Here is a 21,762-nt window from a genome sequence, read left to right on the forward strand (position 1 = left end):
CCGGTTTCGTGACCGTCGCCTCCTTAGACGGTCGTGGGGCGTCGATTTAATCGACTCCCACGCAATGTTTCCAGGGATTTGCGCTTACAGGTCCAATACCAGACGAGCGGACAACGCTCGTGAAACGCAGGCACAAATTTGCTTGTTGCCCGCTTTTTCTTTGCTCGACAAGCAGTTATCCCGGTGTTCCGGAACCCCGTCCAGGACCTCGACGATGCACGTGCCGCAGATACCTTCGCGACACTCGGTGTCGATGTCGCAGCCGTGGGCCTGGAGTACGTCGACCAGGCTGGTATTGGCCGGAATCTGCAGCACCACGCCGGAGCTGGCCAGTTCCACTTCAAAACCGCCGCTCGGGCCGGCATTGGCGGCCGGGTCGGCCTGGAAATGCTCCAGGTGAATCGCGTCTTCGCTACGGCTGCGGGCGGCCACTTCCACCACTTTGTTCATGAACGGCGCCGGGCCGCACGTGTAGACGTGGGCATCGCTGCCGGCCTGGTTCAGGCTTTGCGTCAATGCAGCGTCCATGTCACCCGGCTCGACGCCGTAATGGAACTGAACGTGATCGGCAAAGGTGCTGGCCAACAATTCGGAAAATGCCGCGTACTGCGGCGAGCGGGCGAAGTAATGCAAACGATACGGTTGGCCACTTTCTGCCAGTCGATAGGCCATGCTCAACAGTGGCGTGACGCCGATACCGGCGGCGAACAGCACGTGCTCGGTGGCGGTCGGGTCGAGGCGGAACAGGTTGCGCGGGGCACCCATTTCCAGCTCCATGCCCTCTTCCACCTGCTCGTGCAGGGCCGCGGAACCACCGCGCGATTGCGCTTCTTTCTTGACCGCCACCAGATACGCACGGCGATCCTGCGGCGGACTGCACAGCGAATACTGACGAGTCACGCCGGTCGGCCCGGTCAGGTCGACATGCGCCCCCGGTTCATAAGCGTCGAGCGGCTGACCATCACTGCGCACGAGGCGAAAGGAACGGATATCCAGCGCTTCGTCGACGATCCTTTCGATCCTCACTTTCATCATTGCATCACCTGAATTCGGTTGATTTTGTTAAATGAGCAGCCCTGTAGCAGCTGTCGAGCACCGCGAGGCTGCGTTCGCCGGTAGCAGCTGTCGAGCACCGCGAGGCTGCGTTCGGCTCGGTCCGCGCTCGGGCGAAGCAGCCGTCAATCCTGAAAACGCGATCTTCCTGAAACACCGCATCGCCTGATTTCACGACTGCCTTGCAGCCGAACGCAGCCTCGCGCTGCTCGACAGCTGCTACATAAGCTGCGTCGAACGCTTTTTCAGCGCATGAACAACCCGCCATTGATGTCCCAGCACGCGCCGGTTACAGAGGCGGCGTGGTCGGCGACCAACAGCAAGACGCTGTCGGCGATGTATTCGGGGGCGCCAAGGGTGCCGGCCGGGATCACCTTCAGAATCTGCTCCAGACGCTCCGGGGCCACGGTTTCGTGCACGATCGGCAAGTCCAGTGGTCCTGGCGAAATGCTGTTGACCGTCACCCCTTGTGACGCCAGTTCGCGGGCGAATACTTTGGTCAGGGTCGCCACGCCGCCCTTGGCCGCCGCGTAATGCGCGCCGGTGGCGGTGCCGCCGTTCTGCCCGGCCAGCGAGGCGATGTTGACGATGCGACCAAAGCCGCGCTCGGCAAAGTGCGCGCCGAACACCTGGCAAGCCACGAACGTGCCGCGCAGGTTGATCGCCATCGACTCATCGAACTCTTCGGGCGTGATGTCCATCAGCGCGGCCACTTTCGATTGACCGGCGTTGTTCACCAGAATGTCAGTGCCGCCCCAACGCTCGGCGAGCAGATCGCGGGCACGGACAAAGTCGGCCTTATTACGCACATCCAGTTCGACGGCGACGGCACTCGCGCCGCTGCTATCAAGCTCCGCCGCCAACCGCTGCACGCCATCAAGGCGCACGTCGGCCAGGGCCACGCGATAACCCGCCGCGTGCAAGCGACGGGCGATGCATTCGCCGAGACCGCGCGAAGCGCCGGTCACCAGGGCTACTCGGTTCATGGTGTTGGCCCTCACAGCAGGAAGCCGAGCGCGCTTAGGCTGTCGGTGGAGTTGATCAGGCGCACGACCTTGCGCTCCAGTTTCGCCACACCGTCGGTGAAGCGAATCCGGTGGTTGAGGTCGGCCACGAACGGTGTGTGCACGCCGCGTTTGTAGGCGTACAGCACCTGCGCCGAATTCACTTCAACCAGATCCCCCGCCGCTTCCACCAGACGGAAACGCGAGACCGAGCGAATGGTTGTCGCCGCGTCCACCGCCGACGGCGAGTAGCCCGCAGTCAGGCGTTCGATGCGCAGGTCACGCATGCGCGCATCGTCATAGGCGTAGTTGAGGGTCGCTTCGAAGTCTTCGGTGTCCGGGTCGATCGGCACGATGTACTTGCCGCTTTCGCTCCACAGGGTCGCCCATTCGGCGTAGTTCTTGTGGTCGAGCAGTTCGGCTTCGCGCCAGATGAATTCGATGGCCTGGGCCAACGGGCCGGAAAAACCGTTCAGGGTGTCGTGATTGCTCATTGGCTCATCATCCTTTTCCACATGTCGTAGGCACCGCGCATGCCGCCTTCATCGGTGGCGTGGCTGACCTTGTCGCCGTTTTCAGCGATGATTTCGCGGTTCAAGCCGCGGTTGACCAGGATTGGCGCATCGACGCCGGCGTACGAGCCGCGCTGCACGCGGTCCCAGGCCTCGGCATCGTCGGGGCTGCCGAAACCGAACGGGCCCTGGAAGTGTTCGTGAATACGCATGCGTTCGCGGTTGGCGATTTCCGGGCCACCGTCCATGCCGAGGGCGACGTGGCGGATCTCGGTTTCGGTGACCGATACCGGACGCAGCACGCGGAAGAACGACATCGACATCGCCACGTTCGGGAACAGGTTCAAGTTGAACCCGGCGCCGTGCAGCGAGCGCACGATGCGGCGCACTTGATCCGCCGGCAGGGTTTTCGACAGTTCTTCAGTCACATGCGCAAAGCGCTCTTGCAGCTGTTCGGTGCCGTCGTCGTGATCGAGATCGACGTGTTCCGGCACCATCACCATCACGCTGTGGCCGTTGCCCAACGAATGGGTTACGGCTTGTTCGTCGGTCATGAACGAGAGCATTTCCGAGGTTTCTTCATCCACCGACGACATGAACGACTTGTGCACGATCGGGAAGTGGTAGCCGTCAGTGGTGTTTTCCAGCTGGATCTTCCAGTTGCCCTTGAAGCTGAACTTGTGTTCGCCCTGGGTTTTGATCGGGTAGCCGGCGCCCTGTTTCATGAACAGGTCCATCCAGTGTTTGGCGCCGCCGAGGAAGTCTTCCAGCGGTTCGATCTCGTCGTTGTAACTGGCGAAAACCATACCGGCGTAGCGTTCAACGCGCAGGCTGGTCAGCGGCAGTTCGGACTTTTCCAGAATGCCTTCGTAGCCGTCCGGGTACGGCAGCGCGCGCAGTTTGCCGTCCAGTCCATAGGACCAGCTGTGGTACGGGCAGGTGAAACCGGTGGCGTTGCCTTTGTGTTTTTCGCACACTGTGGCGCCACGGTGCCGGCAACGGTTTTCAAGAACATTGATGGTGTTCTTCTTGTCGCGCACGACAATCACCGGGCGACGGCCAATGGTGGCGGTCTTGAAGTCGCCGCTGTTGCGCACTTCGCTTTCGTGGGCGACCCACACCCAGGTGCGGTAGAAAATCTTTTCCAGCTCGGCTTCGAACAGCGCCGGGTCGTTGTACAGCGAGACGTCGACGCGGTCGTGCTCGACCAGTTCGTCAGGGCTTTTCGACGTAGCGATCAGCCGGTATTCATGAGTGCTCATGCGGTTCTCCTCATGGCTTTTTATGACTTCTTGTTAGGGATCGACCGTTCACCGGTCATGCTCTGTTGCAACTGCGCACCAAAGGCGCAGACCACTTCGTCCTGACCTTTGCGGCCAACAATTTGCAGGCCGACTTTCAGCCCGCCGCAATCCAGTTCCACCGGCACCGTCAGCGCCGGATGGCCGCTGAGGTTGAATGGCCGTACCAGCGGCGTCATGCCGGCCACGGCTTTGCTCGCGCTGCGGGCTTCGACCAGTGTCGGCGGCAAACCCGGCATCGTCGGCAATAGCAGCACTTCAACGTTTTCCAGCGCGGCATCCACCTGCCGGGTGAAGCGCTCACGGACCTTTTCGGCTTCTGCCAGTTCGGCAGCGCTGGTGCGGCTGGCGGCCAGCAGACGCAGTTCGACGTCCGCACCGATCAAGCCTTGACCGGTGAGATGACCGAACGCGGCCCAGTTTTCAAAATTGATCACGGTCAGGCCGGCGGCAAATGCGGCTTCGAATTCACTCAGTTGCACGGTGCTGCGGCGCCAACCGGCACGGTCGGCAGCAGCGCCCAGACACGCTTGCAAATGCGGATCGCAGGCGACATCGAGAAAGCCCACCGAGGCATTGGCCGATGGCAAACCCTGAGCCTGAAAGCCAGGGCAGATCACTTGCATCGCAGCGATCAAATCCGCCATGTCCGCCGCGAAGGGGCCCACGCAATCGAGGCTGGATTCAGCCGGATGCGCACCGACCCGACTGACACGGCCATAGGTCGGTTTCAACCCGGCAATGCCGCAGCACGCTGCCGGTACACGTACCGAACCACCCGTGTCGGAGCCGATGGCGATGTCTGCCAGCCCGGCCGCGACGGCTGCCGCCGAACCGCTGGAAGAACCACCGGGCACGCGGTCCGGCGCTTGCGGATTAATCGGAGTGCCGGTCCAGTCGTTGATGCCGGTGACGCCAAACGCCAGCTCGTGCATGTTGGTCTTGCCGACGATTTGCCAGCCCGCCGCGAGGATCGCATCGACCACCTCGGCGTTTTTCAGGGCCGGCAAAGCGCGAGCAAAGGCGCGGCTGCCGGATTGGGTCGGGTGGCCGGCAATGTCGATGGAATCCTTGATCGCGACCCGCTTGCCGCTGCCACCGAGTAGAAATTCGCTGATAAACGTACTCATGCGCCCAGCACCGTGTTGAACAAACGTTGTGTGCGGAAATGCGCGATCAGCCAGACACCGTCGACGCGCTGGAAATCGATGTTCAAGCGCGTGCCGAACAATTCGCTGCGGCCATCGGCATAGGTTGAAATCTGCTGCATGATCCACTGCCCTTGGGCCGTGCTGCCGTCGACCACAATCGACTCGCTGGTGAGGTAATGCAGGTTCAGCGCAAAGTGTTCGGACGGCGGCAAGTAGCTGCCGACAAACGCAGCCACGGCGTCACGTCCGCGATGCTGGCCAAAGGTCTGCACCGTCTGGCTGCCGATGCCTTCCCAGATCGCGTCTTCGCTGAACAATTCAGCCAGTTCACGCACCTGCGTCGGTGCCCTCGGCACATCGCACAGGTCCATGTAGCGCGCCATCAAGCGGCGCACCTGGCTCTCCCCTTCCAGCGTTTCAAGACGCTGCAGCACGGCCTCGTTCATGGTTTAAACCTTGGCTGCATCAGGAATGGTCAGTGGGCGGCCGATGCGCGCTTCGACCTTGGCGTAGCGCCACAGGCTGTATTCGTTCACCGGCGTAGTGCGGAACAGGTTGCAGGCGTCGATCACCGTTTGATGGCAGTCGACGTCGGCCATGATGTAGACGGTCCACGGCGAGGTGGTGGACGGGCCGACCATCAAGCGGTCATCGTCCATCGCGCCCAGCACGGTGATACCCGGCAGGGCGCCGAGCGAGCCCATCATCTGGCTGAAGCCTTTCCACACGCTCAGGCCTTCGCCGGTTGGCAGGTCGAAAAAGTTCTGGGTGATGCCGATGCAAAAGACGACGCGCAGCGGTTCTTGAGTGGTCTGGGACATGGGACTTGATCCTTGAAATAGAGGGTTCAGATGTAGCCAGGGAATGGCGGCACACCGAGGAACACCGAACCGGCGCCGTCGTACAGGCCTTCACTGAGAAATGCGTGCTGGGTGACCACCATCGAATCGCGCAGGTAGCGCTGCAGTGGATGGCGCAGATAAATGGCGGTGGTGCCGGCCAGGCTGTATGCGCTCTGCACCACGGCCGCACCGGCCTGGGACACGTGAATGGCGGACAGGCGCAGCAGGCTGGTTTGCTCTGGCGTGACCGGGTTGCCGGCGAGGATCGAGTTCCACACCTGCTCGGTGGCGTTGTAGAAGAACCCGCGTGCGGCGGCCAGTTGCGCTTCGGCCTTGGCGATTTCAATCCGCACGTAAGCGCGGTCAGCCATCTTCGGCGCGCCTGTGATGCCGCTGCCGGCGGCCATGCTGCTGACTTCGTCGAGGGCGGCGCGGGCCAGACCGAGGTTGACCACGGCCAGCACTTGCGCAGCGTAGGCAATCGAGGGATAGCGGAACAACGGCTCGTCGATGGTGGCAGCACCGCCACGGATGAAGGTCCAGCGCTCATCGACGTGTTTGTCGGTGACGCGCAGGTCGTGGCTACCGGTGCCTTTGAGGCCGACCACGTCCCAGTTCTCGATGATGTCGACCTGATCCGCACGGAACACAGCGGTGCGTGGTTTGCCGCCGGCCGCGCCGATGCCGACACCGAGCAGGTCGGCGCCTTTGCAGCCGCTGGCGAATTTCCAGGTGCCGTTGACCTGCCAGCCGCCATCAACCGCTTCCGCCGGTTGCAACGGGAACAGGCCGCCGGCGAACACCAGATCAGGACTGTCCGCGTAGATTTCAGCGAGGGTTTCTGGCGGCAACGCAGCGAGATAAACACCGGCACTGCCGAAGCTCGCCACCCAGCCGGCGGACCCGTCGGCTTCAGAAATGCGTTCGATCATCTGCAGGAACAGCGCGGGGGCCAGCGCATCGCCGCCGAAGCATTTCGGCGTGGCGGCGCGGTAGATGCCCACTTGCTTGAAGCGCTCGATCATGTCCCGTGGCACATGGGAGCCGGCGTCGAATTCATCGCGACGTTGGCGCACTTCATCCAGCACCCGCTGAAATTCCTGGCAGTGGACGCTGGTGTCGTCGACGCCTGGCAGAGGGTCTTTCTGCGCGGTAGCTGAACGCAGCATGGGCTTCTTCTCCGTTGACTTGTTATTAGACGGAGCCTGCCTCGGGGCGAGGCGACCGTTGATGGGTTCAGTGTAAAAACCGCATCCGCTCGCCACTATTGGTGCGTGTAGCCTCCCTGCTAAAGAAAACCCCTAGGCCCAGGCGGGTTACCTCTGAGCGCATCCCGAAGCGCAAGCCGGTATAAAACGCCATACTTCTACCTCACCCGTAGTGGATCCCTCCGTCGTCAAGGGCTGCGCGATGTACCTGCCAAAACCGAATGACTTCTACACCCTCATCGAAGCCATGCCGTTGTGCATCATTCTTCACGACGCGCAGAGCAAGGAGATCCTGTGGGCCAACGCCGCGGCCCTGGCGGCGCTCGGCTTTACCCTGGAAGAACTGACGCCGCTCAAAGCCCCGGACATGACCCGCAATGAGCCCAAATACCGACGTTCGGTGGGTTTGCGCTGGCTGGAAGGCGCCGCGCGCACGGGTCAGCGCGCCATCGAGTGGTGTTATCGCTCCAAGCAAGGCGTGGAAATTCTCTCCGAGGCGGTGGCGACGCTGGTGCACCTGGAAGGTCGCGATGTACTGATGGTGCAGTTCCGCGACATCTCCAAGGAAGACCGGGTCAAGCGCGACCTCAAGCGCTTCGAAAGTCGCCTCAAGGCTTTTATGCAGGACCTGGCCGAAGGGGTGGCGGTGCTCGGGCCGGACGGTGAGATTCGTTTTATCAGCGACTCCGGTGCGCACTTGCTGCACAGCGAGGAGCCGGCGCTGATCGGTGAAAATTTCCTGACCTGGTGCGACGACGATTCGCGCCAGCGCCTGTTGCAACAGTTGGCCGGCGAGACACCCGAGCACGCGCCCTTCAGCGTCCACTACCACGTGCAGCGACGTGACGGTGAATGGCGCTGGCATGAGGCAACGTGTCGTTTTATTGAAATTGAAGATGATCTGGTCGGGCATCTGCTGCTGTTTCGCGACGTCACCGAACAGGTGCAAGCCGAAGAAGCGCGGCGGGTTAGTGAGCAAAAGCTTGAATACCTGGCGCGCTATAACGCCATGGGCGAAATGGCCGTGGCGATTGCCCATGAGTTGAGTCAACCGTTGGCGGCCACGCGCAACTTCATCGAAGGCGCGGTGATCCGTCTGGGCCATGCTGACACCACCGAGCAAGGCGTGGCCTGGGGTTTGCAGAACGCGGTGCGGCAAATCGAGCATGCGTCGGTGATCATCAAGAGCGTGCGTGAATACGTGGTCAAGCTGGAGCAATCCGAAGAGCTGATCGACCTCAATGAGCTGCTACGCGATTCCCAGTATTTCATCAGCCTGCGTGCCGACCCGAGCCTGATCAAGGTCGAGATCGTCACCAGCCCTGAACCGCTGCTGATCAGTTGCGAGAAGGTGTTGATCGGACAGGTCATCCTGAATCTGGCCTTTAATGCCATTGAAGAGATGAGCGATTTACCGCCGGAACGACGCGTGCTGCGCATTCATGCCAGCGCCGACAACGAGGTTGCGTTGGTGCGCATTGAAGACTGCGGTCGCGGCATCCAGGCCCAGGCGCAAGAGAAACTCTTCGACGGGTTCTTCTCGTCCAAAGTCAGCGGCAACGGCATTGGCCTGGCGCTGTGCAAAAACATCATCGGCCGCCATCGCGGGGATATCTGGGCGCAAAACCTGGAGCCTTGTGGCGCGGTGTTTACCTTCTCCCTTCCCCTCGCAAACCCCGCCTGACACCCAAATCCCACGCCGGCCTGTAGCAGCTGCCGAAGGCTGCGTCCGGCTGCGCAGCAGTCGTAAAACCAGAGCGCGCGGTGTGTCAGAGGGACCGTGTCATCAGGGTTTACGACTGCTTCGCAGCCGGACGCAGCCTTCGGCAGCTGCTACAGGTATGCCGCGTTGCAGGCTTCGGCAGAAGCCACAGGTGCGCCGCGTTTGCAGTGCTTTTCGCCGGTTTTCCGCGACTGGCACAGACACACAAACACTTGGCAGCCACAGCAATTCCAGGGGTTTCCCGGCGAGGCAGAATCGAATTGTAAAAATCTGCCCAAGCACCCGCGATCTGCGTGAATAACAATTCAGGGAGTTCCCCTAATGCGAACCAACAGGATCAACGTACAGTCAGCGCTAGGTCTGAGCCTGCTTGTACTCGGCTTGACCAGCGCCCGTGCGGACCTGCCGGCTGACACCATCGGCCAGACCGTTTTGGCGTTTCCGCCAGAAGCTCACCGGGCGTATATCGTCGACGTCGAATTCGACAGTTTCGTGGCTGGCCGCGTCACCGTGGTCGACCCCGACAAAAAACGCATCCTCGGTATGGTGCCGACGGGCTTTGCCGCGCCTTCGACGCTCAGCCGCGACAAGAAAACCCTCTACAGCGCCGACATCTTTTACTCGCGCGGCACCCGCGGCACGCGCACCGATGTGCTGACCGCGTGGGACACGTCGACCCTGGCGCCGGCCTGGGAGCTGTTGATTCCGACCAAGCGGGCCGAATCGCTGACCCAGCGCTTTGGCTTGGGCACCAGCAGCGATGACCGCTTCGTCTACGTCTACAACTTCACGCCGTCGACGTCGGTGACCGTGGTCGACACCCAGACCAAGTCGGTCGCCGGTGAACTGGCGATTCCGGGCTGCGTGCTCAACTACCCGGTCGGCGCTCGTCGCTTCGCTTCTCTGTGCGGCGATGGCAGTTTGCAGGTGATCACGCTGAACGATCAGGGCCAGGAAACCGCGCGCAGCCGCACGCCGTTCTTCGACCCGAATGCTGAAAAGCTCATCGAGCGCGCGGTAAACGTCGGCGATACGTACTACTTCACCACCACGACCGGCACCGTTCGCCCGGTGGATTTCTCGGCCGATGCGCCAAAGATCCTGCCGTCGTGGTCGTTGACCACCGACGCGGAAAAGAAAGCCGGTTGGGCACCAGGTGGCTGGCAGTTGATGGCCGTGGCGCCGAAGCTCGACCGTTTGTACGTGCTGATGCATGACGCGCACGAACCGATGAAGTGGGAAGACCCGAGCCCGCTGATCTGGGCGTTCGACCTCAAGACCCACAAAAAAGTGGCGACGCTGGAAGCGCCGGCGCCGGTCTGGAGCATGCAAGCCACTGGCGATGACAAGCCGCTGTTGCTGGGCGCCGACGTCGAGGGCGGTTTGCAGATTTTTGATCTGAAGACCAACAAGCTCACCGCCAGCATGCCAAAAGTCGCCAAAACCGCGACTCAGGTCATGAGCTACTAAACGAGGTTCGGCCATGCTTTTAGATCCGATCTTCATCATTGCCTGCGCCCTCACCATTGCGGTGTTGCTGGCCAGTGCCGCGACGCACAAGGTGCGCGCTCCGGCACGCTTTGCCAAACAGTTGGCGGACTACCAACTGCTGCCCGACGCGCTGGTGCGTCCCGTTGCCCGTGTGATCCCGGTGGTAGAGCTGGCGATCGCGTTTGCGCTGCTGGTGCCGGTCAGCCGGCATTGGGCAGCGTTGACGGCGGCCAGCCTGATTGCGCTGTATGCCGCCGCCATTGGCATCAACCTGTGGCGCGGTCGCCGCGACATCGACTGCGGCTGTGCCGGTCCGGACCAGGCGCAACCGCTGCGCCCGGTCCTGCTGCTGCGCAACAGCGTGCTAGTGGGGTTGGCGCTGTTGGCCAGCACCCTGCCGATGGCTCGCGACCTTGGTTTTTTTGATGGCTTCGTCACCGTTGCCGCCAGCGCCGTTGCGCTGCTCCTGTACGCCGCAGCCGATGGCTTGCTGGCGAACGCCCCTCTTCTGCTCAAACTGATTGGTAGGTGATCAATGGAAGGCTTAATTGTTTCCAACGTTTTGCTCTGGATTCTGCTCGCGGCCGTGGCGTTTGCCGTCATGGGCCTGGTGCGTCAGATTGGTGTCCTGCACGGCCGCCTGGCTCCGGCCGGGGCGCTGATGATGGACAAAGGCGTGGCGGTCAACGAAGCCGCGCCGCAAGTCACCGCGTCCGACCGTAACGGTCGCCCGGTGAACTTCGGTTATGCCGGCGAAAAGAATCAGCTGCTGTTCTTCCTCTCGCCGACCTGCCCGATCTGCAAATCGCTGTTGCCGGCGATCAAGTCCATTGCCAAGGAGCAGGCTGATCGCCTGGACGTGGTGTTTATCAGTGACGGCGACATGGACGCCCAACAAAAGCTGATCCGCGAACACAAACTGGAAGACGCCACCTACGTGGTCGGGCCGGAAGTCGGCATGACCTATCAGATCGGCAAGCTCCCTTACGCCGCCCTGATCGATAAGTCCGGCACCCTGCGCGCCAAAGGCCTGGTCAATTCCCGCGAGCACCTGGACAGCCTGTTCGAAGTCGAGCACCTGAAAAAGTCCACGCTGCAGGAATACCTCAACAGCCAGCCGCACCCACACGACCACAGCCACGGCCATAGCCACTGATTAAGGCAGGGAGATTTTTATGAAACTGCTAGACCTGCTGTTCGAGCGCTCGACACGTCGAGTGGCCGACACCACCTCACGCCGCAAATTGTTGTCGCGCATGGGTTCCTTGATGGTCGCCGGTGCCGCATTGCCGCTGCTGTTGCCGCTGGACCGCACCAGCAAAGCCCTGGCCGCCGATAACCCGAAAGCCGGTGACCCGGGCGATCCGAACAGCTGCGACTACTGGCGTTACTGCTCCATCGACGGCTTTCTGTGCAGCTGCTGCGGCGGATCGGTAACGTCCTGCCCGCCGGGCACCGAAGCCTCGCAAGTGACCTGGATCGGCACCTGCCGCAACCCGGCGGACGGCAAGGACTACATCATTTCGTACAACGACTGCTGCGGTAAGCAAAGCTGCGCCCAGTGCGCCTGCACCCGTAACGACAGTGAAGAACCGGCTTATCGCCCGTTCAACAACAACGATGTGAACTGGTGCCTGGCCGCCAAATCGCACATCTACCACTGCACCGTTTCGGTCATCCGTGGCGTCGCCGTTTAACGCGCATTGCCGTCGGTTGCTCACGCAATCGACGGCTTTTTTTTGCCCAACGCAATCCCTGTAGCAGCTGGCAAAGCCTGCGTCGGCCGGTCCGCGCTCGGGCAAAGCAGTCGTAAACCCTGTGAACAAGGTCTTCCTGAAAAACCGCGTGCGCTGATTTTACGACTGCTGCGCCCGAGCGCGGACCGGCCGACGCAGGCTTCGCCAGCTGCTACATAAACGTGTGTTTTACCGTAGAGGTGCTTGTCATGCGTAAGTTGCTCTTTCTCGGTCTGGTCTGTGTCATGAGCGCCCCGCTCGCCTATGCCCGTGCCATTCCCGACCCGGCGCAGCGACATGCGCCGGGCAACGAAGCACCGCAAAAACCCATCGCCGAGGCCGGCTACGGCGTTGGCGTGAACTACCAACTGCAATGCGCTGGCTGCCACTTGGGCAACGGCATGGGCTCGGCCGCCAATGACACGCCTCGGCTCACAGGATTTGTCGGCAACTTTCTGAAGGTGCCGGGGGGCCGAGAGTTTCTGGTGCGTGTGCCGGGCATGTCGCAATCGGCGCTGAACAATGCGCAGTTGGCCGATCTGCTCAACTGGTTGATGCGCGAAGATGGCCTGGCGGGCAAAAGCACGCCAGCAAACTACCAGCCTTACAGCGCGGAGGAAGTTGCGGAGTTACGCCACAAAGCCATGCTGAACCTGCCGGGTACACGGGCAGAGTTGATCAAGGAAATGCGCGCGCAAGGGATCGCGATCGAAGATGGAATGAGCAATTGAGTCGCCCGACCGCCACCCCCCTATTGAGGCCATTTACGCCATTTTAGACGCTTTAATTGCTATCACTCATTCAGCGGCCAACCGTCTTCTAGACTCATCGAATCAGGCGGAGCCCCGCTCCATACGCCATCCCCTATGTTGATGAAAAACAAGGAAAGCTAACCTTGAAGGCTTCAACAGTGTGCCTTGCGTTCAGCGTGCTCTTTTCGGCCATGGTTTCTGCCAACGGGGTCATTCCTGTCATCGATCTCGATTTCACAAGGTCAGCTGACCAAACGCTGAAAAAACTGAACATCAACGACGCTTGCATTATTGCGGCGGCGACTCCCATGACGTTCACCTACTGCCGGGAAGGCTCGTTAACACTCTGGAAGTATCAGGCGCTGGACATGGAACAACAGCCGATCATCCACACTGGCGCCCAGCAGTCCCCAATGGCCTTAGGGCGAATCAGCGTTGTGGAAGTCGAGAGCGCTGCCTGCCTTCACGAATACCAGTCAGACCTCAAACCGGTTGTCACTCGCCGGATTGTCTTGAGCCTGATCGCTCTGTTTCTGCTGATCAGTTCGCGATACGCCTACAAGGTCATCGCCCAACGCCGCTCCCAACAGTCGGCGTATTCAGAGCCCTTCTGGCAACAATCGACCGAGTCCGAGCCCGCGCACCATGCCATTGAAAAAGCAGTGGGAGCCTTTGCCATCGCTGCGGTGCTGGCACTCGTTTATGGTTGCTGCAGCGTCATTTAACCGGCCCTGGCTCCCGCGCCACCGGCATGTGTCCTATCCTTGCATCAAACCCATCGATGCGAACAATGAAATGCCCGATCCCGAATCCACCCTCCTCCAGAGTTGGCACCACAACGCCCGCGCCTGGATCGAAGCCATTCGCAGTGGCACCCTCGCAAGCCGCGTTCAGGTCACCGACCAGGCCATGGTGCTGGCGGTTCTGGGCCGCCAGCCCGAACGCGTGCTCGACCTGGGCTGTGGCGAGGGCTGGTTGTTGCGGGCGCTGACTGAACGAGGCATCACCGCGGTCGGCGTGGATGGCGATGCGACGCTGGTGGAGGCCGCGCGGGCGGCGAGCGCTTCGCCAGTGTATTTGGCGAGCTATGCAGATCTGGTGGAGGCGAAGGTGGACGTCGGCCGCGACTACGATCTGATCTGCGCCAACTTCGCCCTGCTGCATCAGGACATCATTGCGCTGCTTGCCGCCATGAACGCACTGCTCGCCCCCGGCGGCGCGCTGGTGATCCAGACGTTGCATCCATGGAGCGTCGCGGCGGGCGACTATCAGGATGGCTGGCGCGAAGAAACCTTTGCCGGGTTCAACGGGCAATGGCAACCCATGCCGTGGTATTTGCGGACCTTGTCCAGTTGGTTCAATGCATTGGACATGGCCGGTTTTTGCCTCGCCGCGCTGCAAGAGCCGCAGCACCCGCAAAGTCCTGTTCCGCAGTCGTTGTTGTTGGTGGCCGAGAAACGCAGTGACCACAATAAATGATTCCGGGACGACAACGACTAAGCTTTAGCGACTGAACCTCGCCTCTCAAGGAGACGTCCATGAGCGCCGCGCCCCTGTCCGAACTCGATGCAGCCCTGCCCTGCCTGGCGCGCAAGATTCGCGTGCTGGATGCGCTGTCCTGGCCGGATGGCGTCGAGGAAAGCTTCCTGGCGCATTGGCGCGGCGGACGGGCAAAACTGCCCGCCGTCGAATTGCACCCGCGCGACCACAGCTCCGACATTGCGGCCCTGGAAGATTTTGTCAGCCGTTGCGACCTGGGACATCCGGCCGGGAATCACCTGGCCATGACCGCGCAAAGCTATGCCACGGCCGGCCGCCTGTTGGGCGCCATAGGCACTCCCGCGTTTACTCAGTATTCATCAGCGCTGTACCGGCGGCCGGATTTCTACTACCCACGCCTGAACCTGAGCATGCTCGACGCGGCCCGCTTTTTCCTCAAGACCACTGACGCCCTGCTGGGCAATGCCCGAATTCCAGCGAGCCAGGCCGACATCCCGGCCGAGGCTTTCGCCGCCTGGATGCAGCCGGAACTGGACCGGTTTTTCGGCCCGGGCCGGATCACGGTGGTGCTCGATTCGAGTCTGGCCGCCAAGGCCATCGCCGGCTCAAGCCGCATCCGCCTGCGTACCAGTGCTCTGTTTAGCGAATTGGACAAGCATCAGCTTTTGCAGCATGAGGCCTTCGTGCATGTCGCCACGGCCCAAAACGGCGCGCTCCAACCCAACCTTCGAAGCCTGGGCCTGGGAGCACCACGTACAACCCAGACTCAAGAGGGCATCGCCACGCTGGCCGAACTGTTCACCGGCAGCATGGACATCAACCGCTTGCGTCGCCTCGCCCTGCGCGTGCTCGCGGTTCAGCAAGCGCTGGATGGCGCCGATTTTATCCAGGTATTCGAAGGTTTTCTGGCGGCCGGGCAATCCCAAGAGGAGTCTTTCCGTTCCACCCAACGGATTTTTCGGGGCGCCAACCTGCAGGGCGGCTCGGCGTTTACCAAGGATGCCGCTTACTTGACCGGATTGATCGGGGTCCACACGCTGTTGCGCATTGCCATCCGCGACAACCGTCCGGAACTGGTGAGCCACTTGTTTGCGGGGCGCCTCACTCTGGGTGACACCGTGCGTCTGGCGCCACTGTTCGAATCCGGCTGGCTTCAGGGCCCCACCCATCTTCCGGCCTGGGCCAGCGACCTGCGCCTGCTCGCCGCCAACCTGGCCTTCTCGGCGTTTATCTCCCGAATCAAGCTGGATGTGCTCGATCTGGAGGTGCTCATGGCCTTTGCAGACGAGCACGAAGTCAACGCCAGCGCCCAGTGATCGCGGTAGCTACAGACCTGGTCGGCATTCAATGGCCGGCAGGATCAACCTTCTCAGCCCCCCAGCGATGCTCGGGGGCATGATCCAGATTATTAATATTTGATGTCACGCGCAGTGTCGCGCGTGTCCTGCTTGGTGTCGCGCTTGTCCTGGCGGCAATCAGGACGACTCTTTTCATCGCCAGACTTGCAGGCTTGCTTGGTTTCCCGGGCAGTGTCGCGCCCTTCCTGCTTGGTGTCGCGCGAATCCCGGCGCTGGTCAGCCTGGTCGGTCGCGTAGGCCAGCGTCGGCGCCCAGCAACTGCCCGCAGCAATGGCCAGCGTGACCAACACAGGCAAATAACGTTTGCGAATCATGATGTTCCTCCTTCCAGAGTCATCGATCCCGTTGTGCCCCAATCACTCATCGCACAGGGCGGACGGGAGCTGTTGTAGCGTGCAAACCGAAACACTCCTCACAGGGTGGAATTTAACGATAGACGACGTAGGCGGCCCTACAAGGAAGCGGGTTTCCGCTGGTCGGTGAGAGCTGGAATAACTGTCAGAAGTACCCGCTGTAACAACCACCTCATTTCTACAGGCGCCGGTTTTACCAGCTGCTACGCTTCAAACAAATAGCCTTTTAGCGCTTTCCTGGACACCGGTGCACGCGCGCTCTGTGGGCTGATGGAACAGTCGCATTACCAGATCCTGTGCCCGCGCAAGTTTGACTTCGTTGAGCAAAGGAGTGGACATGCCCCCCCGCAAAAGCAGGCCTGCCAGCAGCCTGGCAAGGCCATCGGAAAACACCGGTGACGAGTCAATCTTTCTCTCGCGCAAGGAGCGTCTGTACGCGGGTGAGCAATTACGCGAGCGTCTGCCACATGCGGTTCACTCCGTCTGGAAACCACCGAGCAAACACCGCGACCCCATAGAGCTTCTCGAAGAGTCCAACCGCTATCGACTGCCCAACCTGGTGCCACTGCGCTACGGGCGCATGTTGCGCAGTCCCTTCACCTTTTTGCGCGGTTCTGCAGGTTTGATGGCCCATGACCTGGCCACGATCCCGACCACTGGCATTGAGGTGCAGGCCTGCGGGGATTGCCACCTGATGAACTTCGGGTTGTTCGCGACACCCGAGCGCAATCTGATTTTTGACATCAACGATTTCGACGAAACACTCCCCGGCCCCTGGGAGTGGGATGTGAAACGCCTGGCGATCAGTTTTGCCGTGGCCGCACGCGATAACCGACTCAGCGATAAAGACGCTCGGGCCATTGCCGCCAAATGCGTTTGTGCCTACCGCGAAGGCCTGCGCAAATTTTCGAAAATGGGCCCGCTGGAGGTCTGGTATGACTGCCTGGATGCCCAAGCGATCATCGATATGGCGCCCAATGCTGAAATAAAGAAAACTCGTGAGCAGGTGGTCGCCAAGGCCAAGACGCGTCTTGGCGATTACCTTTTTCCAAAAATCAGCAGCGAAGTGGGTGGGCGTCGACGGCTGATCGATCAACCGCCCTTACTGTTCCATGTGTATGAAAAAGGCTTCAACCAGCGCGTCCGTTTGGCACTGCTGGATTATCGCTTGTCACTGCCCCATGAACGACGCGTGCTTTTCGATCGTTACCGCCTCGAGGACATTGCAGTCAAAGCGGTCGGGATCGGCAGCGTCGGCACCTATTGTTTCGTCGGCCTGTTCTTTTCCGCGGAAAACCACCCGTTGCTCCTGCAATTCAAGGAAGCCTGCCCCTCGGTACTGGCGCCCTATGCCGGCAAGAGCGAGTACGAGAACCAAGGGCAACGCGTGGTCACGGGGCAACGGTTGATGCAGTCTTCCAGCGACATTTTTCTGGGCTGGACACGCGGTAAAAACGATCGGCATTTTTTTGTACGCCAGTTACGAGACATGAAAATGTCAGCGCCCATTGAAGGCATGTCCGCCGCACGGATGAAAATGTATGCCGAGTGGTGCGGTCATACCCTGGCGCGTGCCCACGCCAAATCCGGGGATGCGGCACTGATCAGTGGTTACTTGGGCAAGTCGGACTCCTTCGACCAGGTCATCGGCAAATTTGCCATCGCCTATGCCAATCAGAATGCGAAAGATCATGCCGCGCTTATCGCCGCAGAAAAATCAGGGCGGATTAATGCACTTCGAGAAGAGGAGTGATGAAGCAGATCCGTTGCGTTGTTTTACCTCGTGCGCTTGAGTTGCCGACGCGTCCAGTCCATATCGCAAGGTGTGTAACGTTATGCACTCGGTGCGCGCCACGGGAGTCTGGCCCAATACCTTAAGCTGATATCATTCAAACATTTACGAGCCGAGTTGAAAAAGATGAACCGCCAGAAAAAAATAAAGCAGTTATTGAAGGCCCACGCCAAAAAGGCCAGCGCCAAACTGGCACCACGAAACACCTCTAAATACATCAGTAAAGCGGACCGATTGAAGCTTGCGGCTGAGTCCGGTCAAGACGTCATCATTTCCTCTGAGAGCGGCTCTCAAGGCTGATATCGGCCCCTCACGGGAGCTGTAAAAACGTTCTTTTTTACCCACCAGGGTTTGTTTGCAGCCGGTGGTGATGGACTGAAACCGGCCATTTGCATTCGGTCGGAGGTGGCTCAGGCAAATCGAGAGTCACTTCATCTGATTCGATGGATAAAGACCGGCAAGCCGCGCAATCACAACACCAACGTAAAAGACGCCTGAAAACTCTTCGACCATCACAAGTGAGCGGGCGTGGTTAGTCAACGGGATAACATCACCGTAACCGGTGGTTGTGAGCGTCGTGAGGCTAAAATAAATCAGCTTGAAGAAAGTGCCGGGCTGTACGAAATCGAGGTGACCAGGGCCGAATGAGCCAGCGTTGGATATCTCGACCAGGGCATAAACGAAGGACCAAACGAAGGCCAGCATGATGTACCCCGCAAGCGCGCCATGCAGTTTGTCGGCTGTAATTGGCCCGCGCTTGAGAATATAGCTAAGCACTGCGCTAAACGAGACGGCAAGAGACGCCGCATAAGATATTCCGGCGAGGTTAAGAATGGCGATGCTCTCAGCCCACAAAGCGGCCCATTGAAGGCCAACCCCAAGCAATGCCAGGCCCAGTTTGAGGATGAACCCTTGCCGAGTCTGCCTGGTGGCGAAAGCACCCACGAGCAGCACGATGGAAAACAGAATGCCGAGCAACGTGCGAGCAAACGTGCCCTCCTCAAGAAAGGGAAACACAAGGATCAACCCTAGTAAGAGCAGCAATAGATAGGTGCAGGGCCCTAGCCCTATAACCATCTGAGCTAAATCCTCCTCAGGTTCGGTTTTATCTTGCGGACTTGTCATACCGGTTTCCCAGAGGCTGAAATAGCGCTCGTGTCCTGACGTTGTACCGTTGAAACAGGACCTGATTTTAGAATCTGGTTTTAGAATAGTCGGCAGTGAAACTCTAGTCGCGAATGCATAGGAGAGGATTCAGCCTGACAGACAACTCTGAGTCGTTTTCTGTCCTTCGCGACGGGCAAAAAACGGCCGATTCTGTTGAAAAAGTCGGATTTTCAGCCTGAGTAAAATCAAGCACAGCTACCACCGGATAGCCTACTCACCACTTTGTGTGGTTTCTCGGCCCTTCGTTGACCTTTGCTGCGTCGTTATTGGGTTAATTTGAGGTTTTTGGCTTAGTGCAGGCGCACCTATCCCGTGACTGGTGGCCCTTGAGATGTCAGTTTGGCCAGCCGACGTAGGTTCTGCACTGTGGCTGCCAGCGTGAACTCATCGGTCGCGCCACTCATGCCACGTAGTCGCAAGCGATCCAATTTCAGGATGCGCTTGAGGTGGGCAAACAACATTTCGACCTTCTTACGTTCATGGCGAGAGCGCACGTACTCCGGCGTCGCTGCGATGCGTCGAGCGACATCACGAGCGGCTTCATGAACGCTGCGAGCGATCTTGCGAAACGACGTGTTCGGGCAGCACTTGGCTTTCATCGGACACGTCGCGCAGTCGGTCTGTCTGGAGCGGAAGATGATGGTGTTGGCTTTGGTGACGTGCGAACGCTCGTTCTTGAAGGCTCGCCATTCACTGCGTAATACGTTGCCAGCTGGGCAGCGGTATTCCTCGGCCTCTTCATTCCAGTGGAAATCGTTACTCGAAAAACTGTCGTTCTTGCGCTCGGTTTTGTCCCATACCGGCACATGCGGCTCGATGTCTTTTTCCTCCACCATCCAGGCCAACATCGGCGCTGTACCGTAAGCGGTATCGCCGATGAGGCGATCCGGCTTGATGTCGAACTGCGCTTCGACCCGGTCGATCATGGTCTTTGTACTCTCGACCTCAGCCGTGCGATGAGCCGGTGTGGGTTCCACATCCATGATGACGCCGTGCTCGGTATCGATCAGATAATTCGTAGAGTAAGCGTAGAACGCTGGGCCGCCTGGAGCTGCGGTCCAGCGGGCTTGAGGATCAGTCAGCGATAGGCGCTTCGGCAGCGTTTCGGCCAAAGCCTCTTCATCGAGCGCCTCAAGATACTCACGTACAGCGCGGGTGCTAAAGGCCGGATCGCTCCAGTTGATCGGCTCATCGCCCGGTACGCCGCGTTGCCGGCTGGCATCCGCCTTGATGATGCTGGCGTCCACGGCAAAGCCTTCGCCCTTGACCAACCCAGCGTCCATGCAACGACGCAGCACCTCGTTGAACAGCCAGCGAAACAGATCGCTGTCCCGAAAACGGCCGTGTCGATTTTTGGAAAAGGTCGAGTGATTGGGGACTTCATCTTCAAGGCTCAACCGGCAGAACCAGCGATACGCCAGGTTCAAATGGGCCTCTTCGCACAACCGGCGCTCTGAGCGAATGCCGTAGCAATAACCCACGATCAGCATGCGGATCATCAATTCAGGATCAATCGACGGGCGCCCAATCGGGCTGTAGAAGTCGGCGAGGTGATAGCGCAAATCACTCAGATCGAGACACCGATCAATGCTGCGCAGAAGGTGATTGGCTGGGATGTGATCTTCAAGGTTGAACGAGTAAAACAGTCGCTCCTGCCCACTCGATAACTGTCCCATCATGCTGTGTGATCCCCCGCCGGCCAATGCAGCAATTTTGCCGCAGCCCAGACATGGGAGCTACTTTTTCAACAGAATCGGCCAGAAGCAGACGCTCGCGGCTTAGCTCAGATCCTACGTATACAGTAGTATCCGTCTGCACCATCCAATCTATGGAGTCGGGCTATTTGCCATGAAGGGATCAAGTGAATCTACAACTTGAAATTGAGAGGATCTTTGGGGGTGAAGCGTTTGCCAGACCTCTTTTCTATTCCTATCCAGGAGGCCTGCGCTTTGAGCTCTCTGAAACTGGTGGAGTGATTGAGCAATTTCTGACTGCACTACGAAAATCAACAAAGATCTGCAGCGACGTTTTCCTTGCCGACGCGACGTTTGTTGCTTGTCTGCGCATTCATTCTTGCAGGAACCGATTTGCTCATCGGCCCGTAATACACGCTCTTCGATCTGCCGGCATCTTCATACCCGCGGAATGTATGGTCTGGAGTGAGGAGATAGATCCGGAGGAATGGTGTAGCGAAATTGAGCCGGAGTATTGGATCAACATCGCATTTGAAGCACCTGTGACCTTGCTTCAAGCATTTCTTTGGTGTGCTTTGGCTACCGATTTCGCCGAAATCAAGCCTAGACCCAACTGTGTTTTCTACCTCTTCAATTTGAAGAAGCAGGTCATGGTTTTTCCCTATGACGACAGAGGTATGGATGTGGTTGGCCCGAACAAAGATCTGCTTTCACAGCTGTATCGTCAGCATCATACATACCTGCTGGACTACGACCGACACGAAATGGACGCCACATTCGCAGAGCCTGCGCGCTAACATTATTGCGTGCATTGGAGATGAAACCGTGTCTACAGACGATAGTTCCACTGTCTCCTTTGGGTCGATTCTGTTGAAAAAGTCGGTCTGCCCAAACTGCCTGATCATTGACTGGTGAAAACGCCTGTTTTGCACGCTGCTACGTGAAATCCGAGTCCGGAAGCCTTTGCCAAAAGTAAAGATTTCAATCTCGGACGCGTACTTTTCTGATGCGCAAACGATGGCCGACTTTTTCAACAGAATCGGCCAATAGCGGCCCGTCGAAGATATCCCTGTAACGTTCATTGAGGCTCGCAATGAACGCTACGTGAGAATGCCAAACGACGAG

Annotated in this window: 23 protein-coding genes; 12 read left to right on the forward strand and 11 right to left on the reverse strand. The window is 59.5% G+C overall.

Features of this window, described 5'->3' with window-relative positions; translation table 11 throughout:
- Positions 1 to 84 precede the first annotated feature (84 nt).
- From LOY55_RS20915 to LOY55_RS20950, 8 genes are all read right to left on the reverse strand, one after another.
- Positions 85 to 1,035 carry a PDR/VanB family oxidoreductase gene (locus tag LOY55_RS20915; RefSeq protein WP_046032711.1) on the reverse strand — a complete coding sequence of 317 codons (951 nt, stop codon included), beginning with the start codon at positions 1,033 to 1,035 and terminating at the stop codon, positions 85 to 87.
- A gap of 263 nt (positions 1,036 to 1,298) precedes the next feature.
- Positions 1,299 to 2,039, reverse strand: coding sequence for an SDR family NAD(P)-dependent oxidoreductase (locus tag LOY55_RS20920; protein WP_223522650.1), 741 nt, complete (start codon positions 2,037 to 2,039; stop codon positions 1,299 to 1,301).
- Between the two features lie 11 nt (positions 2,040 to 2,050).
- Positions 2,051 to 2,551, reverse strand: coding sequence for an aromatic-ring-hydroxylating dioxygenase subunit beta (locus LOY55_RS20925; protein ID WP_223522649.1), 501 nt, complete (start codon positions 2,549 to 2,551; stop codon positions 2,051 to 2,053).
- Positions 2,548 to 3,831 (reverse strand): Rieske 2Fe-2S domain-containing protein, encoded by a 1,284-nt coding sequence (locus LOY55_RS20930; protein WP_223522648.1) that lies wholly within the window; start codon positions 3,829 to 3,831, stop codon positions 2,548 to 2,550. The genes LOY55_RS20925 and LOY55_RS20930 overlap by 4 nt, the downstream gene beginning before the upstream one ends.
- 20 nt (positions 3,832 to 3,851) lie before the next feature.
- The gene (locus tag LOY55_RS20935) at positions 3,852 to 5,000 is read right to left on the reverse strand and encodes an amidase (RefSeq protein ID WP_223522647.1); all 1,149 of its coding nucleotides are present in this window, start codon (positions 4,998 to 5,000) and stop codon (positions 3,852 to 3,854) included.
- Entirely contained in the window at positions 4,997 to 5,467 is a 471-nt protein-coding gene (locus LOY55_RS20940) for a nuclear transport factor 2 family protein (protein ID WP_046032706.1), read from the reverse strand. Before LOY55_RS20940 ends, LOY55_RS20935 begins: the two co-directional genes overlap by 4 nt.
- 3 nt (positions 5,468 to 5,470) lie before the next feature.
- Positions 5,471 to 5,842, reverse strand: coding sequence for a hypothetical protein (locus tag LOY55_RS20945; protein ID WP_046032705.1), 372 nt, complete (start codon positions 5,840 to 5,842; stop codon positions 5,471 to 5,473).
- 26 nt (positions 5,843 to 5,868) lie between these two features.
- Positions 5,869 to 7,032, reverse strand: a complete 1,164-nt coding sequence (locus LOY55_RS20950) for an acyl-CoA dehydrogenase family protein (protein ID WP_046032704.1) — start codon at positions 7,030 to 7,032, stop codon at positions 5,869 to 5,871.
- A gap of 241 nt (positions 7,033 to 7,273) precedes the next feature.
- Between LOY55_RS20950 and LOY55_RS20955 the strand changes: the two genes are divergently transcribed.
- The 9 genes from LOY55_RS20955 to LOY55_RS20995 all read left to right on the forward strand — a co-directional run bounded on the left by LOY55_RS20955 (position 7,274) and on the right by LOY55_RS20995 (position 15,589).
- Positions 7,274 to 8,755 (forward strand): sensor histidine kinase, encoded by a 1,482-nt coding sequence (locus LOY55_RS20955; RefSeq protein ID WP_046032703.1) that lies wholly within the window; start codon positions 7,274 to 7,276, stop codon positions 8,753 to 8,755.
- A 360-nt stretch (positions 8,756 to 9,115) separates the two neighbouring features.
- Positions 9,116 to 10,264 (forward strand): amine dehydrogenase large subunit, encoded by a 1,149-nt coding sequence (locus LOY55_RS20960; RefSeq protein ID WP_109787257.1) that lies wholly within the window; start codon positions 9,116 to 9,118, stop codon positions 10,262 to 10,264.
- A 13-nt stretch (positions 10,265 to 10,277) separates the two neighbouring features.
- The gene (locus tag LOY55_RS20965) at positions 10,278 to 10,817 is read left to right on the forward strand and encodes a MauE/DoxX family redox-associated membrane protein (RefSeq protein ID WP_223522645.1); all 540 of its coding nucleotides are present in this window, start codon (positions 10,278 to 10,280) and stop codon (positions 10,815 to 10,817) included.
- A gap of 3 nt (positions 10,818 to 10,820) precedes the next feature.
- Positions 10,821 to 11,441: a methylamine dehydrogenase accessory protein MauD gene (gene mauD, locus LOY55_RS20970; RefSeq protein WP_046032700.1), complete on the forward strand. Its 621-nt coding sequence runs from the start codon at positions 10,821 to 10,823 to the stop codon at positions 11,439 to 11,441.
- A 19-nt stretch (positions 11,442 to 11,460) separates the two neighbouring features.
- Entirely contained in the window at positions 11,461 to 11,982 is a 522-nt protein-coding gene (locus LOY55_RS20975) for a methylamine dehydrogenase light chain (protein ID WP_046032699.1), read from the forward strand.
- Between the two features lie 248 nt (positions 11,983 to 12,230).
- Positions 12,231 to 12,752 carry a hypothetical protein gene (locus LOY55_RS20980; RefSeq protein ID WP_046032698.1) on the forward strand — a complete coding sequence of 174 codons (522 nt, stop codon included), beginning with the start codon at positions 12,231 to 12,233 and terminating at the stop codon, positions 12,750 to 12,752.
- Between the two features lie 164 nt (positions 12,753 to 12,916).
- Positions 12,917 to 13,498, forward strand: a complete 582-nt coding sequence (locus tag LOY55_RS20985; protein ID WP_046032697.1) for a hypothetical protein — start codon at positions 12,917 to 12,919, stop codon at positions 13,496 to 13,498.
- Between the two features lie 70 nt (positions 13,499 to 13,568).
- Positions 13,569 to 14,252 carry a bifunctional 2-polyprenyl-6-hydroxyphenol methylase/3-demethylubiquinol 3-O-methyltransferase UbiG gene (locus LOY55_RS20990; RefSeq protein ID WP_046032696.1) on the forward strand — a complete coding sequence of 228 codons (684 nt, stop codon included), beginning with the start codon at positions 13,569 to 13,571 and terminating at the stop codon, positions 14,250 to 14,252.
- Positions 14,253 to 14,311: 59 nt separating this feature from the next.
- Positions 14,312 to 15,589, forward strand: coding sequence for a flavohemoglobin expression-modulating QEGLA motif protein (locus tag LOY55_RS20995; RefSeq protein WP_223522644.1), 1,278 nt, complete (start codon positions 14,312 to 14,314; stop codon positions 15,587 to 15,589).
- Between the two features lie 92 nt (positions 15,590 to 15,681).
- Here LOY55_RS20995 and LOY55_RS21000 read toward each other — a convergent pair whose 3' ends face one another.
- Complete coding sequence (locus tag LOY55_RS21000) at positions 15,682 to 15,945, reverse strand: hypothetical protein (RefSeq protein WP_046032694.1); 264 nt, start codon at positions 15,943 to 15,945, stop codon at positions 15,682 to 15,684.
- Positions 15,946 to 16,321: 376 nt separating this feature from the next.
- On the opposite strand from LOY55_RS21000, the gene LOY55_RS21005 reads away from it, so the two are divergent.
- Entirely contained in the window at positions 16,322 to 17,737 is a 1,416-nt protein-coding gene (locus tag LOY55_RS21005) for a DUF2252 domain-containing protein (protein WP_223522643.1), read from the forward strand.
- A 165-nt stretch (positions 17,738 to 17,902) separates the two neighbouring features.
- Positions 17,903 to 18,076: a DUF2986 domain-containing protein gene (locus LOY55_RS21010; protein WP_077431725.1), complete on the forward strand. Its 174-nt coding sequence runs from the start codon at positions 17,903 to 17,905 to the stop codon at positions 18,074 to 18,076.
- Between the two features lie 126 nt (positions 18,077 to 18,202).
- On the opposite strand, the gene LOY55_RS21015 is transcribed toward LOY55_RS21010, so the two are convergent.
- Positions 18,203 to 18,901, reverse strand: coding sequence for an ion channel (locus LOY55_RS21015; protein ID WP_046032693.1), 699 nt, complete (start codon positions 18,899 to 18,901; stop codon positions 18,203 to 18,205).
- Between the two features lie 347 nt (positions 18,902 to 19,248).
- A complete protein-coding gene (locus LOY55_RS21020) occupies positions 19,249 to 20,622 on the reverse strand; it encodes a transposase (protein WP_258666586.1) in 1,374 nt (457 codons plus the stop codon).
- 182 nt (positions 20,623 to 20,804) lie between these two features.
- Here LOY55_RS21020 and LOY55_RS21025 point away from each other — a divergent pair, with 182 nt between their 5' ends.
- Positions 20,805 to 21,434 carry a DUF3885 domain-containing protein gene (locus tag LOY55_RS21025; protein WP_223522642.1) on the forward strand — a complete coding sequence of 210 codons (630 nt, stop codon included), beginning with the start codon at positions 20,805 to 20,807 and terminating at the stop codon, positions 21,432 to 21,434.
- Positions 21,435 to 21,762 lie beyond the last annotated feature (328 nt).

The sequence above is a fragment of the Pseudomonas sp. B21-040 genome (assembly GCF_024748695.1).
Classification (GTDB): Bacteria; Pseudomonadota; Gammaproteobacteria; order Pseudomonadales; family Pseudomonadaceae; genus Aquipseudomonas.